The 17,485-nt window shown below is 32.7% G+C and carries 18 protein-coding genes; 9 read left to right on the top strand and 9 right to left on the bottom strand.

Features of this window, described 5'->3' with window-relative positions; all coding sequences use genetic code 11:
• The first annotated feature begins 1 nt into the window (after nt 1).
• Genes AMQ68_RS18880 through AMQ68_RS18895 form a run of 4 tightly spaced genes read left to right on the top strand, consistent with a single transcriptional unit; the run spans nt 2 to nt 3,972 of the window.
• A complete protein-coding gene (locus AMQ68_RS18880) occupies nt 2–1,150 on the top strand; it encodes a glycosyltransferase family 4 protein (protein ID WP_054512154.1) in 1,149 nt (382 codons plus the stop codon).
• A complete protein-coding gene (locus AMQ68_RS18885; RefSeq protein WP_054512155.1) occupies nt 1,147–2,082 on the top strand; it encodes a glycosyltransferase family 2 protein in 936 nt (311 codons plus the stop codon). Before AMQ68_RS18880 ends, AMQ68_RS18885 begins: the two co-directional genes overlap by 4 nt.
• Nucleotides 2,079–3,017, top strand: a complete 939-nt coding sequence (locus AMQ68_RS18890; RefSeq protein ID WP_054512156.1) for a glycosyltransferase family 2 protein — start codon at nt 2,079–2,081, stop codon at nt 3,015–3,017. The genes AMQ68_RS18885 and AMQ68_RS18890 overlap by 4 nt, the downstream gene beginning before the upstream one ends.
• Before the next feature lie 16 nt (nt 3,018–3,033).
• Nucleotides 3,034–3,972, top strand: a complete 939-nt coding sequence (locus tag AMQ68_RS18895; protein WP_054512157.1) for a glycosyltransferase family 2 protein — start codon at nt 3,034–3,036, stop codon at nt 3,970–3,972.
• Nucleotides 3,973–3,974: 2 nt separating this feature from the next.
• Here the strand turns inward: AMQ68_RS18895 and AMQ68_RS18900 are convergent, their stop codons facing one another.
• From AMQ68_RS18900 to AMQ68_RS18940, 9 genes are all read right to left on the bottom strand, one after another.
• The gene (locus tag AMQ68_RS18900) at nt 3,975–4,901 is read right to left on the bottom strand and encodes a hypothetical protein (protein ID WP_123905737.1); all 927 of its coding nucleotides are present in this window, start codon (nt 4,899–4,901) and stop codon (nt 3,975–3,977) included.
• On the bottom strand, nt 4,901–6,319 hold the full coding sequence (locus tag AMQ68_RS18905) for an MBOAT family protein (RefSeq protein ID WP_054512158.1): 1,419 nt from the start codon (nt 6,317–6,319) through the stop codon (nt 4,901–4,903). Before AMQ68_RS18905 ends, AMQ68_RS18900 begins: the two co-directional genes overlap by 1 nt.
• The gene (locus AMQ68_RS18910; protein WP_054512159.1) at nt 6,319–6,699 is read right to left on the bottom strand and encodes a VOC family protein; all 381 of its coding nucleotides are present in this window, start codon (nt 6,697–6,699) and stop codon (nt 6,319–6,321) included. The genes AMQ68_RS18905 and AMQ68_RS18910 overlap by 1 nt, the downstream gene beginning before the upstream one ends.
• Nucleotides 6,699–6,938, bottom strand: a complete 240-nt coding sequence (locus AMQ68_RS18915) for an acyl carrier protein (RefSeq protein WP_054512160.1) — start codon at nt 6,936–6,938, stop codon at nt 6,699–6,701. Before AMQ68_RS18915 ends, AMQ68_RS18910 begins: the two co-directional genes overlap by 1 nt.
• A gap of 9 nt (nt 6,939–6,947) precedes the next feature.
• A complete protein-coding gene (locus AMQ68_RS18920) occupies nt 6,948–7,853 on the bottom strand; it encodes a bifunctional 2-polyprenyl-6-hydroxyphenol methylase/3-demethylubiquinol 3-O-methyltransferase UbiG (protein ID WP_054512161.1) in 906 nt (301 codons plus the stop codon).
• A 3-nt stretch (nt 7,854–7,856) separates the two neighbouring features.
• Nucleotides 7,857–9,581, bottom strand: a complete 1,725-nt coding sequence (locus AMQ68_RS18925; protein ID WP_198408893.1) for an HAD family hydrolase — start codon at nt 9,579–9,581, stop codon at nt 7,857–7,859.
• 85 nt (nt 9,582–9,666) lie between these two features.
• A complete protein-coding gene (locus AMQ68_RS18930; RefSeq protein WP_054512162.1) occupies nt 9,667–10,632 on the bottom strand; it encodes a hypothetical protein in 966 nt (321 codons plus the stop codon).
• Complete coding sequence (locus tag AMQ68_RS18935; protein ID WP_054512163.1) at nt 10,633–12,066, bottom strand: MBOAT family protein; 1,434 nt, start codon at nt 12,064–12,066, stop codon at nt 10,633–10,635.
• A 21-nt stretch (nt 12,067–12,087) separates the two neighbouring features.
• On the bottom strand, nt 12,088–12,858 hold the full coding sequence (locus AMQ68_RS18940; protein WP_054512164.1) for an O-methyltransferase: 771 nt from the start codon (nt 12,856–12,858) through the stop codon (nt 12,088–12,090).
• A 93-nt stretch (nt 12,859–12,951) separates the two neighbouring features.
• Between AMQ68_RS18940 and AMQ68_RS18945 the strand changes: the two genes are divergently transcribed.
• From AMQ68_RS18945 to AMQ68_RS18965, 5 genes are read left to right on the top strand one after another with little or no spacing between them, the layout of a single operon-like run.
• Nucleotides 12,952–13,791, top strand: a complete 840-nt coding sequence (locus tag AMQ68_RS18945; RefSeq protein ID WP_054512165.1) for a glycosyltransferase — start codon at nt 12,952–12,954, stop codon at nt 13,789–13,791.
• Nucleotides 13,792–13,796: 5 nt separating this feature from the next.
• Nucleotides 13,797–14,948, top strand: coding sequence for a glycosyltransferase (locus AMQ68_RS18950; protein ID WP_241775178.1), 1,152 nt, complete (start codon nt 13,797–13,799; stop codon nt 14,946–14,948).
• A complete protein-coding gene (locus AMQ68_RS18955) occupies nt 14,945–15,508 on the top strand; it encodes a DapH/DapD/GlmU-related protein (protein WP_071254915.1) in 564 nt (187 codons plus the stop codon). The genes AMQ68_RS18950 and AMQ68_RS18955 overlap by 4 nt, the downstream gene beginning before the upstream one ends.
• Nucleotides 15,509–16,660, top strand: a complete 1,152-nt coding sequence (locus tag AMQ68_RS18960; RefSeq protein WP_054512168.1) for a glycosyltransferase — start codon at nt 15,509–15,511, stop codon at nt 16,658–16,660.
• Nucleotides 16,661–16,669: 9 nt separating this feature from the next.
• The gene (locus AMQ68_RS18965; RefSeq protein ID WP_054512169.1) at nt 16,670–17,224 is read left to right on the top strand and encodes a serine acetyltransferase; all 555 of its coding nucleotides are present in this window, start codon (nt 16,670–16,672) and stop codon (nt 17,222–17,224) included.
• Nucleotides 17,225–17,485 lie beyond the last annotated feature (261 nt).

Genomic DNA, 17,485 nt, shown 5'->3' on the forward strand with positions numbered 1-17,485 from the left:
GATGAAAATAGGCCTGACACAAAATGACTATCCCATTAAAAGAAATATTTTAAATAAAGTTTCTGGATTTGAGTATGTATTTCTACGAAAAAACAACAATTTTTTTCATTCATTATCTACCTTGAAAAATATTTTGTTCAGAAAAAGAGATAATATTGAAGGAAAGTATTTTTTCTATCAAAAACCAAAGATTGATATCCTTCATCTTTACAATGATATTAATTATTCTTCTCAGAAATGGGTAGCTTCTTTTGAAACGTTAGTTCCCAGATTCCATGAAACCAGAAATGATCATCAGAAAACTGAACCTCAACATACCCGTAATAAAAAAACAGAAAATGCGCTCAAGCAAATTTCCAGAAAGAACTGTTTAGGGATTATCTCAATTTCTCAAGCTTCTGCAAATATTCAGTTGGAGCTTTTGAAAAACTATCCTGAATTTCAGGAAATTATCAACAATAAACTTTCTGTGATACATCCTTCGCAGGAGGTTATTCCGAGAGATTCTCAGAGTGTTTACAAAAACATAGAAACTTTTAATCTTATTTTTGTAGGAACCCAATTTCATCTAAAAGGAGGAGTGGAAATGGTAGAGGTTTTAAAAAAATTAAGACAAAAACACAATTTCAAACTTACGATTGTTTCTTCTTTTAAAACAGATAATTATGTAACGAGGGTAACTGAAAAAGAAGCTCAGGAAACTAAAGAGCTATTGAAAAAGGAAGAATGGATCGAAATTTTCGAAAACATTCCTAACGAAAAAGTGATCGAGCTTATTAAGCAATCTCACGTTGGTTTGTTACCCACTTGGTCCGATACTTATGGATTTTCTGTATTAGAAATGCAGGCGGCAGGAGTTCCTGTCATTAGTACAGACATAAGAGCATTACCGGAAATTAATAATAAAAATTGTGGCTGGTTGATTCATATTCCTCAAAATCGTTTAAAACAGGCACTTTACTATACCAATGAACAAAAAGAAGAACTAAAAAAAACATTGAAAGTACAGCTTGAAAATGTTCTTGAAGATATTTTTGCAGATCCGGAACAGCTCTTGGAAAAATCAAAAAATTCATTGGAAAGAATCAAAAAAAATCATGACCCTATTATTTTTAGTGAAAAATTAAACGCAATATATAGCAAGGCATGAATATCTCAGTAATTATACCCGTTTACAATGCAGCAGAGTTTTTAGAAAAAGCGGTAGATTCTGCGTTGCAGTTTGATGAAGTACAGGAAATTGTATTAATTGAGGATAAATCAACCGATAATTCATTAGAGGTTTGCCAGAAATTGATTATCAAAGATTCAAGAATTACTTTACATCAACATGCTGACAAAGGAAATCATGGTGCCGGAGCTTCTAGAAATTTAGGTCTTGAAAAAGCAAATTGTGAATTCATCTCTTTTCTGGATGCAGATGATTATTATCTCCCCAATCGTTTTGAGGCGGAAAAAGAAATTTTCAAAGAGGCAAAAATCGAAGGTGTTTTTGGAGCCATCGGAATAGAATATTTAACCGAAAAAGGAAAAGAAGAATTTCAGAGTAAATTTAAAAACATCTCTTTAACCACCGTTAATTTCCCAGCAGAAGGTGAAACTGTTTTGAAAGGATTATTAGGTTTGACTCCTATCATTTTTGGAACATTCTTTCATTTGAACGCACTTACCATCAGAAAATCGGCTTTAGTTAAAAATAATCTTCGCTTTAACGAAAATCTTAGGGTACATCAGGATTCTGATTTTATTACTAAACTGGCTTATCATTGCTATTTAAAATCTGGAATTATAGATAAAGCCATTGCGATAAGAGGCGTTCATGATAATAACAGGATCACAAAAATTATAAGATATTCCCCTCAATATAATAAGAGGCAATGCCTGTTATGGAAGTCTTTATATGATTGGTCAAGCTCCAATCCATTACCGCTAGATTGCAAAAGAAAAATTTATTTAACCTATAGATCATTTGACTTATCTTTAAAAACAGGATTAAATAAATATTTTTGTATCTTTTTAGAGGCTATTAAAAATCCCCAAATAGTAAAAACACAATATCGTTTCACTTATCTCAACCGATGAAAATATCCGTAATCATTCCCGTTTATAATGCTGAAAAATACATTTCGCAAGCCGTAGAATCAGCGCTACAGTTTGAGGAAGTATATGAGATCATTTTAATTGAAGATAAATCTCCGGACAATGCGCTGCAGGTCTGTCAGAAATTAGCTGAAAAATATTCTCAAATTAAATTATACCAGCATCCCGACAAAGGTAACCACGGAGCCGGAGCTTCCAGAAATCTCGGATTAGAGAAAGTAACCGGCGATTTCGTAGCATTTTTAGATGCCGATGATTACTACTTACCCAACAGATTTGATGCGGAAAGAGAACTTTTCAAAAATCCAGAAGTTGATGGGGTGTATGGAGCCAATGGAGTACAATATTATTCAGAAAAAGCAAGAGAACAGTACTACCCTATTTATAAAGATAAATTAGATACTGTATATAAAAAAACAAATCCTGAAGATGTTTATTTAGGATTAATTAATTTGCGCGGAACTTTTGGATTGATTCATCTGGATGCTCTTACCATTAGAAAAACAGCTCTGTCTAAAATGAGCAAAATGTTTGAAACCTCTCTCCGTCTTCATCAGGATTCGGAAATTATCGTAAGGCTCGCTTTCTATCTTAGGCTTTTTACAGGAATCAATGAGCAACCTATTGCCTTAAGAGGTATTCATGAAGATAATAGAATAACAAAAGTAGATTCAGGGAAAACAAATCCTGCAACAACGCGGGTTTTATTGTGGAGAGAACTGAGTAAATGGGCCGAAAATGAAGAAGGCGTTCCCCAAGATGTAAAAATTCACATCCAAAGAATGCTTCGTAGTTTTGAGATTGCCATTGCTCCCACTTTCAAAAAATGGGGAATGATTGGGAAATACCTTATTACTGATTATAGAAGTATTAGATCGGGACTTTACAATATCAATTTTAGATCAACCATTATTTAATTTACATTCTGTTTTAATGAAAATATCAGTAATTACTCCCGTTTATAACGCCGAGAAATATGTTGCTCAGGCTGTAGAATCTGCTTTACAGTTTGATGAAGTATATGAAGTGATTTTAATTGAAGACAAGTCGCCCGACAATGCATTACAAATCTGCTTGGAATTGGCTGAAAAATATGACCGAGTAAAACTCTATCAACATCCCGATAAAGGAAATCATGGAGCCGGAGCAACCCGAAATTTGGGATTAGAAAAAGCAACCGGAGATATTATAGCATTTCTGGATGCCGATGATTACTACTTACCCAATAGATTTGATGCCGAAAAAGAGCTTTTTAACAATCCAGACGTAGAAGGAGTTTATGGTGCCATTGGGGTTCATTATTATTCTGAAAAATCAAAAGAACAGTATTATAAATTATATGGAGATCGACTAACAACCGTCTATAAAAAGCATCATCCTAAAGATGTATTTCCAGGGCAGATCCATATGAGAGGATCTTTTGGACAATTTAGTCTGGATGCGCTTACCATAAGAAGAGAATCATTACAAAAGATGGGTACATTCTTTAAAACGCATTTAAGGCTTCATCAGGACACCGAATTCTTATTAAGACTCTCTTACTACCTCGATTTGTATACTGGCATTATAGACAAAGCAGTAGCCGTGAGAGGCATTCATGAAGACAACAGAATCACGCAAGTAAATTCCGGCAAGATCAATCCTGCCACCACAAGGGTTCTACTTTGGAGAGAAATCAATAAATGGGCTGAAAATGAAGAAACTGTTCCCCAAGACGCCAAAGTTCATATCAAAAGAATGCATCGCAGTTTTGAAATTGCTGTTGCCCCTCGTTTTAAGAAATGGGGAATGATTACAAAATATATGATCACAGATTATCCCAGTATTCGTTCGGGATTATTTAATATCAATTTTAGAAAAGGGCTATTTTAGAATTATTTCTTTCCTCTTTTATCCGCTATAATAGAGTCGGCAATTTGAGCAGTGAAGATCTTCCCAGATCCTTTATACATGTGGTTTCCGTCTGTGTAAATGTAATCCTCAGGTTTTGTTGACAAATTAAAAAACTTCACTCCATTTTGTTTTGCTATATTTTCTATTCTCTTATTGAAATCAGGAGCGTATTTATCTTCTAGTTCCATCATGCCTTTGAATGCCGGAATTCTTACAATATACACCGTCCCTTTCTCTTTAAGATATTTAATCATATCTTGAAAAGCATTGATTCTGTATTGTGAAATTTTCTGACCTTTCATCATCTCAGTATACCCTTCAATCTTTCTGGCTTCTCTTACTTTAATACTATCAGGATGTATATTTACATTAACTTCCATCCATCCATTTTTATGCAAAAAAGTTACTGATTTTGAAAGTTCTTCCCTATCTCTGTAGATATTAAACCAACTTCCAGAAAAATGCTTTAAAAGGTATTCATAGTTGGGGCTCATATCATAAAAATGCATATCAGCCAGAGGAGAATATCTATCCGGATCTTCTTTTACGTTTTCTAAACTTTTTTCTAATGATAAACACCAAGGATCAACGGTTAAAATGAAAATTCCATTTTTAGTATCTGGATTCATTCTTCTCTTTACTGCTTCAAGATAGACTTGTCCATACGGAGAATCACCAATATTAAGGGCAAAATTATTAAACTTTCTTCCTTTTAGTTTTTCATCCAGAACATAGGGAATAACAGCCTGTCCGCCACGAGAATCTCCCAAGATCATATCAGAAGGTTTTGGGCCTGTATAGTGTCTGTAATTATCATCAGTATTACCATCTGCGTACGTTCCTAAGAACAGCATAACGCCAATAACACCAATAATATAAAATGATATTTTAAATAAAAACTTTTTCATTAGAACTGTTCATAGATGAAACTTCCGTTACCAAAAACGCCGTAATACATAATCAGAAAAATAAGGAAAACATAAATAATTCTTCTTACCATTGGTTTAAATCTGCTGATTTCCAAACCATGCTCCTGCTCTTTATTAATCCAGTCAATTAAAACGACAATGGCAATTAAACCTAAAATTTTAATTTTAATAAACTGTGGAACCGAGAAAAGTGAAAGACTAAAAATTCTCCCATACATGCCAAAAGCATCTTTTAAACTCGGAGCAACAAAAAGAACCAGTGCAAAACAAACCAAAGCCATGGTATACACTATATTTCCAAGTTCTTTAAATGTAGGAATTGTTTTAGATAGTTTCTTCTTTTTATTAATCTGATTATTAACCACTAAAGGAACATAATACAGTCCTTGCAAAGCTCCATAAACAATGAAAGTCCAGTTGGCACCATGCCAGAAACCAATGATTACAAAATTCAGAAAAACGGCAAGCATTAATCCCTTTTTATCGTAATCTCTGAATTGTATTACTAATGGGGTAAAGACATATTCTGTTAACCAAGAAGTTAATGAAATATGCCATTTTCTCCAATAATCTGCAATATTTTGAGCAAAAAGAGGGAAAGCAAAGTTTTTAGTTGTTTTAAAGCCTAACAGTTTTGCGATACCAATGGCCATATCCGAATATCCTGAAAAATCGGCATACATCTGGAATAGGAAAAGAACTGCTCCAAAAGCAATTGTACTTCCTGAAAGATGTTCGTAGTTCTGGAATATATTCTGAGTAATAGGTGAAATACTATTAGAAACAACCAGCTTTTTGAATGCTCCCAAAAGAATCTGCCTTGCTGCATCAGATCCATTTTCAACGGTGAAAACTCTTTCTTTTTTCAGTTGAGGAAGCAATAGTCCCCCTTTGTCAATAGGACCTGAAGTCATACTTGGAAAGAAAGAAATATAGTTGAAAAAAGCTAGAGCATCTGTTTCAGCTTTCAATTTATTATTCTTAATATCAAGAATATAACTTATCATCCTGAAAGTATAAAAACTAATTCCCAGCGGTAAAATTATTTTTAAAGTCAAATCATTTTTAATTCCAAATAAATCTGTAAAAGATTCAATAAAGAAATTGAAATATTTAAAATAAAATAATGTTCCTACAGAAAATAGTAATCCCAAATTTACCCAAAGCTTTTTTCTCTTCGGATCTTGAGTTTCAGAAATTTTTAATCCCAAATAATAACATATTGCTGAACTTACCACCAAAAGTATAAGAAACCTCCAGTCCCAGCTTGCATAAAACACATAGCTGGCCAATAATAAAAATATATTCTGAGCTTTAAGATTTTTCCCTAAAACCCACCAGTATATGGCAAAAACAACCGAAAAAAAAAGGATAAATACTAATGATGTAAACTGCATCAGTTGCTATTTAAAAGTTCAACAATTCCATAAGAAAGCATTAAGAAAGCCACTTTTCTGTTATTGAAAAGTATCGCTTCTTTAGGTGGAGAGATTAGCATTCCTCCCTTTTCGGTAAGATCTTCTATTGTTTTATCAATATCATCCACTTCATAGCAAATATGATAGTATGAAATTCTTTTTTTCAAAAGATTCTCCACCGGTTTCCCTGAAACAAGCTCGATATTCAATCCATCTTCTACCGTAATCATACATAATTCTGCTTGCTGATTCGGATCGAAAACAACAGGCGTTTCTTCTATGATTTTGTGGAGTTGTCTTATGCTTTGGAGTTCTGCCTGTATATCCTTACAGGCAACTCCTACGTGATGAAATTTCATTACAATTTTGAAGCAATAGAACTTGCCATTTCACCTACTGTGTTCCAGCTTTGAATTTCTGAAGAAGTGAAACGTACTTTAAAAGCCTTTTCTACTGCTACAATAAGTTGAATATGAGAAAGTGAATCCCATTCTTCTACATCATTTGCTGTAGTTTCTTCTGTTAGGGTAATATCTTCGTTATCCAATTCTTCACGGAAAATTTCTGATAGTTTTGCTAAAATTTCTTCTTTATTCATAATGTTTAACTATTTTTTTATTTTTAAAAACGATGCATACATGGTTGCAATCTTTCTTTTTTCTGCTTTTTCTAAATCTATATCTTCACTTACAAAATACCTTTCATCTACAATCTCCAGTCCTGCCTCATTAATTAAATCTCTGATTTCCTGAACATTGTTAAATAGATAAATATGATCTATGGAAGGGGCATTGGTAGGAGTTGTAATAAAAATAGTTCCTTCTGGTTTTATAAGGTTTTTGATTTTCTTTAATAACGCTAAAGGATCTTCCACATGCTCTAGCACCTCTCCCATTGTTATGAAATCTTTCTTTTCATCATCATCATTATAATCAAATACATTTTTAAGATGATAGATCACCTTGTCACTTTTGATTAAACTTTTTGTAAGCTCAAGAGAAGACTCACTAATATCCAATGCTTCAAAAGTACAATCATTACCAATTTTTTCCATTGCGGCTTCAAAATACAAGCCATGACCAGCTCCTATTTCAAGATAAGATTGTATAGGTAAATAGTGTTGAATCCCATTTTTGAAATATTGATACACATCATAATGATGTTTCCAAAGAAACTGAGAAAGCAATAATCCGTGCATATGAGAAACCATGACATCAGGATTATTATACATTGCTTTATTTACGGCGTCAAATGAAGTATTCCTATATTTTCCTGTTCTTATAAAATCAAGCATTTCTTCATTAAAATCTCCAATCATTTTAAGATAATAGTTGATGGAGTCATCAAATGTAAGACTGTTCTTTTCAAGAATATCTTTATATTTATTGATGAAAACATTATAGTCATTAATATAATGTTCTTCTTCCTTTAAAGAAGAAAAATTCTTTTGCAACTTTTTACCATGAATGGCATTTTTAGTCGCAATGCTTTCGATTAAGTGTTCAATTTCCATATTTTATTTAGTGCTTATAAAAACTTCTTTTGGCTCATAGCGATCAATATTCAAGACCCATTTTCCTTCATTTTCTATAAACCCTAACCTTTGGTAATGATCCTTCACCATTTGGTTTTTTGCTGTTGGAAGATATTCGCCTACAACATATTTAAAACCATTCTTTTTTGCTGTCTCAACGATTGTGTTAAGCGTAAACTCCTCCATTCCTCTTTTCAACACTCGGCAGCTCATCAGCCATGTTTCAATGAAAAGTGTTTCTGCATCTTTCTTTTCCAGGACAATCACACAAATCAATCCGTTGTCACCATATTTATCTACCAAAGTAAAAGACATGGTATGGTGATCCTCCGAATTCATAAGGCTTTCAACGTCTTGTTCAGTATATCTTACCGTTCTTAAATTAAATTGATTAGAGCGTTGTGTTAATTGAGAAACCCTAGGTTTTGAAAAGTTATTAAATGCCTGAACATCAGAAACCATCTTCATACTTTTAAGAAAATCTTCTACATTGGTAAAACTATCCAACGCAATGGCTCTTTCTGCCTCAACCTGATATTGCTTCGTTCTCTCAGCATCATTTTCAGAGAAGCTTGCGGTTTCAAAAAGATTTAAACCATATAAATATTCTAAATATTCTGCAGGATCTTCGGGTAATTCCGGAACACAAACGTCAGGAAGATTTTCTCTGACAATGTTTCTTTCAAAAGGATTGTCATCCAGGAAAACCATAGAATCGAACCCAATATTTAATATACTCTGAATTTTCCTGATATTATCTGCTTTATTCTCCCAATTGGCTACAAACACAGCAATATCGTCTAATTTAAGAACCATATCAGGATGTTTTTCAAAAGGCTCTTTCGCTTTATCTTCATCATTTTTACTGCAGACCGCTAGAATAATACCTCTCTTCTGCAACGCTTTAGCCCAATATTGAAGTTCTGTAAAAGCTTTGCCGATTCCTAAACTACCAATCTGTATTTTTTCAAGACCATCATCACCAATAATTCCTCCCCATGTTGTATTATCCAGATCTAAGATCAAACACTTCTTGAACTTACCTTCTACAGAAGATAAAATACTAACGATATGATGGGATACAATGGGCAGTACATCTAAAGACAACACCATCTCCGTATTCACATAAATATTGGGAGAAAACATAAAGTTTCTTCCCCATTTATTTTGAATAGAAAGCAAATCTGCGATAAAAAGATTATTCTGTCCTATGGCTAATTGTGCAGAAAGTAAATAATTCAATTTATTAAGCTGAAAAACAAAAGAAGATTCAACTTTATGAGCAAAATTCCCAAAAATCTGATTATCAATACCTGTAAAATTGCAATAAATAACTTTGCTTTTTGTGCGGTTTTGAATGGTAGTGTATAATTCTTCTATATAATTGATTTTATCCTGAGCAAAATTCAACTGAGAATTGTATGATTTATAATATTGAGAGAGTAATTTATGTGAAGATTCAAAGATGATCGTATAATCAGCATTAAACTCATAATATTCTGAAGTAGGATCTAAGATCTGACGGGAAATCTGACCAAAATCTGCTTCAAAAACCTCTAAGTCAAAGCCTTCATCAATAGCAGTACCTTTTAGAGCTACATTTAAAAACTGGGTTGCAGTATCTCCCAACAACGCCACTTTTATTTTTTTTAGCCCTTCTTCTTTTTTATTTAAATTTTTCTTTAGCTGTGTAAACGTTTTCATCATAGGTTTCATTTGCGGTTTGCAAAATACAATTAATATCATTTATTTACAAACCTCTGTTTAAGCTTTAATTAAATGTAATATTTGATTATTTCTTATCTAAAACTTTTTCTAAAAGAGGAGCCGTTTTTTCTGAAAGAATTTTAGATCCCTTTTCATTAAGATGCCCATAATCCCATCTATTTTCATATTGATAAAACTCAGGATATGCATCCGGATTTACAAGACTTACAACAGGTACGTTGAACGCGTTTTGATATACTTCCAGTTTTTTTGCATCCGGCTCTGCTGGGCCTGGAATATAGAGTATCAATTGAATGTTTTTTTTCTTACACTTTTCTGAAAACTCATTAATTCTCTTCACCAAAGCTTGATTTGGTGTGTATTTATTTTGATCTGCATGATAACGTTCAAGCCTTTCTTTAATTACACTTTTAAGTTTATTTTCGTCAGTTCTTGGAACCGAACTAAATTCTAATGCAGAAAAGCCTTGATTCTTATCTATAAAACTATTCTGTGTTTTTTGAATAGATCTTTCATCAGAATATTTATTAAAGTGAAAAACATTTAAAACAAAAGACGCCAATGTCAACCCTATCTGTTTATAATCTTTATTCTCTAGATGGTAATTTATAGCAAAAGCCGTATTTGCATAATTGAAAGATCCGAAACTTCTTTCTGTTTTAATATTGATTTTGGTAACCTTTATTTTATCCTGCAATTCAACGATGATATACTTAGGTTTGAAATTAGGATTGCTTAAAATATAATCTAAAGTTTGATAACTTTCTAGATCAAAACCTGCATTGGCTCCTAAATTATATGATTTTACCCCTGCAATATTCTGATCGATAATTTTACAATCAACCTGATTATTGATTTTAGAGCTTCCAATGAAATACATATTGTATTCCGGATGCTTTTCCAGAAACTCCAGCTTTGCATTTAGATACGGATATGAATAATTTGTATTCGGGCTAAGGGCCAGCTTCACCAAGCCTATAATAAATACTACGGCTATAAATAATGCTAATCTTGAGAAAAACTTCTTCATTTAAAATTGAAAATAAATAAATTCATTACTGCCAAAGTTGGCAAAATTCAATATCAAAAATGCGACTAAAATATAAATAATACTTTGTAACCACGGCTTTTTATCTTGAATTTTTAATCCATAATCCTGCGTTCTATTCCACCATTCTATCACAAGCATAAAAAGAATCAATCCAGACAGAACTAATCTAAACTCTGTCGGGAATGAAAACAGACTTTCGCTAAAGATCCTTTTAATATATCCGATAGCATCAGAAACACTTTCTGAACGGAAAAATATCCACGCAAAACAAGTCAGCGTAAACGTCATTAAAATACTCAATACTTCTCTGAACGAAGGAATAATTTTTCCCATTGCCACAACTTCCAGGTTATGTCTGTTTTTTTCAGCAATTAATAAAGGAAGAAAGAATAAAGCATTCAATCCGCCCCAAATAATAAACGTCCAGTTGGCGCCATGCCAGAACCCGCTGACCAGGAAAATAATAAAGGTATTTCTAATTTTCATCCACAATCCGCCTTTACTTCCCCCTAAAGGAATATACAGGTAATCTCTAAACCAAGATGAAAGTGAAATATGCCATCTCCTCCAGAATTCGGCAATATCTCTTGAAAAATAAGGGAATGAAAAGTTTTTAAGTAATTCAAGACCAAACAATCTGGATGTTCCTAAGGCAATATCTGAATATCCTGAAAAGTCTCCATAAATCTGGAAGGCAAAAAGTACAGCTCCTAATACTAAGTTACTGGCACTTTCTGTATGGTAGTTTGTGAAAATTTCATTAACAATAGGCGCACAGTTATCTGCAATTACCATTTTCTTGAAAAATCCCCAGAGAATCTGAGCCATTCCGTCTTTTGCTTTTTCGTAATCAAAAGTTCTTTTTCTCTGAATTTGAGGAAGAAGATGGGTTGCTCTTTCAATAGGCCCAGCCACCAACAAAGGAAAATAACTTACAAATACTGCATAATCTACATAGTTTCTTTCTGCCGGAATTCTTTTCTTATAAACATCTATCACATAAGATAACCCATGGAATGTGTAGAAAGAAATACCAACCGGTAGAATAACTTTTAATACCCACATGTTTACGCCAAAGCCAAACGAATGCAAGAGTTCTGCAAAATTTTCTATGAAGAAATTGTAGTATTTAAAAAAGCCTAAAAAGCCAAGATTAATTGCGATACTCAATGTCAGCCAAAAAGTAGCTTCTCTTTTTGTTTTACTGTTTTCAATTTGAATACCTGAAAAATAATCCAGTCCGATAGAAAATATCAGAAGGAAAAGAAACCGCCAATCCCAACAGCCATAAAAATAAAAGCTGGCCGCCAGCAAAAGGATATTCTGGTATTTATAGTTTTTATTACATACACGCCAGTATAGTATAAAAACAATCGGAAGAAAAATTAAAAAGGCAATAGAATTAAAAAGCATAAACTTTATTTAAAATAAAAATTACTTTACAAACATACCAATATATTTTCCTTCAAACTCCACTACCACTGTATTTATATCATTTTTTTCACAAAAATCCTGATAAGCAGAATTATCGCCTATATCATCACTTATAAAGATTCCTCCTTTTCTAAGATGTTTATACAATTCTTCATAAGCCCACATTCTTCCGTTATAACTCTTGTCTGAATCATAATGTACAACATCAAAAGAAGAATTTTGATTAAAGATTTTAGGTAGAGATTCCTTATCCGCAAAACGGAATAATTTCCAATATTTTTTAAGATCATCAGGAACTACAACCCCTACATACTGGTCGCCATCTTGTGCTAAATAAGGCATATCAGAACTATACAAAGTTCCATCTATTTTTTGAAGGGAAAGCAATGCAGCCAAAGAAGACCAGCCGTAAGCAACTCCGGTTTCTATGACATTTTGTGCCTTTGTAAATTCACATGCAAAATAGATTAACTCCATTGCACCGGCACCCCCCATTTTAATGGGGCAAGAGATTTCTCTTTCTTCAGATTTTTTTAAAATTTCTTTAAAATCATCTTTAAAAGAATTCATATCAATTTCAAAAAGCTGGGAAATTGCTTCTCTTTGAGAAATTGATTTAGAGGCTGCCCAAGAGTTTGTTTTCTCTTTGCCTTTAAAGGCATTTCCTCTATTAATAGTGTTTTTCACGATTTTTCTACCAAGTTCAGGATAGAGATCCGGACGTTTAAGGTAGGCTAAAAATGTTTTAAAAACTCTTAGTAATTCATTCATTGTGTTTGTGTAAGTGACAAAAATAAAGATTTTTCTGTAATATTTAATTTTTATCTTTACAAAAATTTATTAAAAAAAACTTAACCCTCACAAATGAAGTTTTCTATCCTTATAGCAAATTACAATAATGGAAAATTTTTCAAGAACTGCTACGATTCTATTATTGCACAAACATATGATAATTGGGAAGCCATTATCCTTGATGACGCTTCTACAGATAATTCTTTAGAGATTATACAAAAAATAATCGGCCATGATGATCGTTTTAAGATTCATCAAAATGAAGAGAATAGTGGCGTTGGTATTACAAAAAGTAAATTAATAGAACTTGCAAATACCGATATCTGTGGATTTGTAGATCCTGATGATGCCATTACTCCCAATGCACTCCTTTCAAGTATTACCGCTTTTAAGAAAAACAAAGATATAGTTCTCACTTATTCAAAATATGTGAAGTGTGACGAGCATCTTCAACCCATAGAAATTCCTAAATTAGCCATGCAGGTTCTCAATAATGATCCTTATTTTTTTAACTGTCCGGTTCATATTGTTCATTTTGTAAATTTTAGAAAAAAGATTTATGACCAAACAGAAAAAATGGATCCTATGATGAAAATTGCGGAGGACCAGGATTTGTATTTAAAAATGTATGAGAAAGGAAAAGTATTATTTATCAATGAAGCTAACTATCTTTACAGAACACATGCTGGAGGTATTTCTCAAAATGATAACAGACCAAAATCTCGTGAATATTTTGCCAAAGTAATTTTTAATGCCATGAAACGTAGAAAATTAACAACAATACACAGTAAACCTATTCCTAATGAGTACAACACTTCTACCGAAATTTATAGTTTATTAGAATATCAAACTTCGATTACATATAGAATTAAGAAAAAACTGAAAATATTTGCACAACAAATCTTTAGTTAATGATGATGAATAAGAAAACAAAAGTACTTTTCAGGCATCGCTCCATGGAAATGGGAGGGGTAGAAAAGGTAATATTAAGCATGCTTAATAATCTTAACAGAGATAAATTTGAGATGACAATATGCTTAAACATGAATCAGGGAGAATTACGAAATGAGATTCCCAAACATATCCGAAAAGTATATCTTAAAGAAGGAAAAGAAGATCTTTCCAAAAATCCTGTTATCAAAAAAATACAGCTTATAAAAAGAAGATTAGAACTAAAGCATGCGGAAATAAACCCCAACGTTGCAGATAATCTTCTGAATGAAAAATATGATGTAGAAATTGCTCCGACTTTCGATGCTTTCACCTCTGTATTAAACTCAAGTAACAAACATTCAAAAAAAATAGGCTGGTTCCATTCTGACATTACGGTTCCTAAAATGCAGCCGATTGTTTCTAGAATCTTACATCAAATTCCTCAGTTTGATTATTTCATTTTTGGCTCCCAACAAGCCAGAGATATTCTAGTAGAAACATATCCTGATCTAAAATTGCCTGAAAATCAAGTTATTTTAAATGCAATTCCCATTGATGAGCTAAAGCAAAAAGCTGAAGTATTTAAACCTGAATTACCCGATATTCCCGTATTTGTATCGGTTGCCAGATTGCATACCAGAAAAGGTTTTCATAAATTACTTAATGCTCATGCAAAGCTTATAAAAGACGGATTTAATCATCATATTATCGTAATTGGTGATGGTGAAGAAATGGACAATCTAAAAAAACAAGCTGAAAACTTAGGCGTTACCAACAGCTTTGAATTATTAGGATCCATGATGAATCCTTATCCTTATGTAAAAAATGCAGACTTTTTTATTCTCCCCTCAGAATCTGAAGGATGGCCTCTTATTATTGCAGACACATTAATTCTTCAAAAACCTATTATTGCAACGAGCGTAGGAGGAATTCCAGAGATGATTTCTCATGAAAAAACAGGATACCTCGTTAATTATGAAGAAGACGATATGTATGACGCAATGAAAAAGTTTTTAACTGAACCAGAACTCGTTTCCAACATTAAAAAACATCTTGAAACGATTGAAGAGCAGTTTGATAATCAGAAAATATTTAACACTGTAGAAAATATAATTTTAAAACTAACACAAAAATGATGTTATTATTCAGAGTCATATTAAAGATACGTTCCCTGTATCAGGATATGATCAAACATATTATTATTAAAGTCGCCATCAAACAAGGAATGAAAGTGGGTGATAATCTTTATGTACAAGGCATTCCCAATTTTGGTTCAGAGCCTTTTCTTATTGAGATGGGAGACAATATAACCATTGCTGAAGGCATTTCTTTTATTAATCATGGAGGAGATGGGCGAGTAACAAAAAGAATTGAAAAATACAAAGACGGAAGAACGTTCGGAAGAATAAAAATCGGTAACAATACCTTTATTGGAAAAGGAGCCGTTTTACTCCCCGGAGTTTCCATTGGAAGCAACTGCATTGTTGGTTCTATGAGTGTGGTAAGCAGTTCTGTTCCCGATAATACAATTTATGCGGGTGCCCCTGCTAAATTCATTTGCACGATTGAACAATATGGCGAAAAATTGATCGCCAATAGCACAATATATCCTCTTGAACTAGAAGCCGACCGTGCAAAACTAGAAGAATACCTCATCAAAAATCTCCCTCATACTTATAAACCCGTAAGAAAATAAATGTCGAAAAAAAAGAAAATACTCATTCGTATTGGTTCTCTTCGTCATGGTGGGGCAGAAAAAGTGTTGGTTACTTTTTTAAAAAACATTTCACCAGACAAGTATGAAGTTGATTTATTAATCAATCTTTATTCGGGAATCTACATTAAAGAAGTGCCTTCTTGGGTAAATGTTTATTACTTATTGAAAGGAGAAATGATCACCACCAATAGACCACAAGATATTCCTGTAAAAGCTTATCGGGTTCTTTATCAAAAGATGTTTCTTTGGTTTCCTTCCCTGCTTTATAAATTTATTTTAAAGAATAAACAATACGACGTAGAACTGGCGGCCATTCATGGAATGTACAGAGAAATTTTATCGAGCCCACAGAAAGATTCAAAAAAAATAATCTGGGTACAAAATGATATTTTCAACCTAAAAGAATACACTCCAGACGTCATAAGACAGTTTTTTAAGTTTGACAAAATATTAGTTATTTCCAACAAACTGCAGCAGGAAATGCATAAATTGGCTCAAAATGAAACAGAAAAACAATCTGTCATCAAAATTTTCAACCCTATAGATAAAGAAGATACACTGAAAAAAGCAAATATTATTATTGATGACTACCCTTTCGATAATAATATTCCTACTTTTGTAAGCGTTGGAACTGTTTACCCCCAAAAAGGCTACGATAGGTTATTAGAAGTTCATAAAAGATTATTAGACGAAGGTTTAAAACATCAACTTTTAATTATTGGTGATGGTTTTGATCTCGATAACATTCAAGCATTGCTTGATCAATTAAAATTGCAAGAAACAGCAAAAATGTTAGGATTTAAAAGCAACCCTTATCCTTATTTAAAAAAAGCAGACTACTACATCATGTCCTCAAGACATGAGGGATTTCCAACAATTATAGCAGAGGCACTTATTCTTAACAAACCTATTTCAGCAACAGATATTTCTGGGATTAAAGACCTTTTGCAAGACGGAAAACTAGGAACGATAACTCCAAATTCTGAAGATGGAATTTATGACGGAATGAAAATGTTTCTTACGAATAAAGATCTTGCCGGAGAATACAAAAAGCGGGTATCCGAAACAGATCTACCATTTGTTTTAGAGAAATCTGTACAAAAACTTCAAGAAATAATTGATGAAATATAAATCCTAACTATGTCAAATTATTCCATCATACAAAAAGATTTTTATCGTGAAAGCGGAAAATGGCTTTCAACATTTGAAATTTGGGCAAAATGCATCAACCCTAATTTACACTTTATCTATATTTTTAGAAAAACTCAGAAACACATGAAAAAACCTGTCTTAGGGATTTTCTGGAGATTGGTTTTGAGGCATTATCAAATAAAATATGGATATCAGATCTATCCCGAAACTGAAATTGGCGAAGGACTGTATTTAGGCCATTGGGGAAGTTTAGTCATTAACCCTAAAGCAACAATTGGCAGAAACTGCAATATCGCACAGGGCGTAACCATCGGGCAACAAAACCGTGGAAAGTATCAAGGCTTTCCCACCATCGGAGATGAAGTCTGGATTGGAACCAATGCCGTAATTGTGGGCGGGGTTACAGTGGGAAATAATGTTTTAATTGCACCCAACTCGTATGTAAACTTTGACATCCCGACCAATTCTGTAGTTGTTGGAAATCCCGGGAAAATATACCCTATAAAAAGAGCAACAGAGGGCTATATTAACAGTAAAATATAACAAACCTTATAGATCATAAGTTTTCGCATAAATAGTAGCTTCCTTAACCTAGGGAAGCTTTTTTTGTGTCGATTTAAGAATCTTTTAATATTGAAATTTCTTTTTATTCTAAATAGTTCGTATTTTTATATCTATATTATTGAAACTGTTTAAATTATTAAAACCATAAAATATTAATCTAAAACAAAGGAAAACCTATCCAATACATAGATTCCGTATGATTTTAAGCATATTTTAATATTAAACTTTGTTAAAAGTAAT

It is taken from the genome of Chryseobacterium sp. ERMR1:04 (assembly GCF_001297705.1).
Taxonomy (GTDB): Bacteria; Bacteroidota; Bacteroidia; order Flavobacteriales; family Weeksellaceae; genus Chryseobacterium.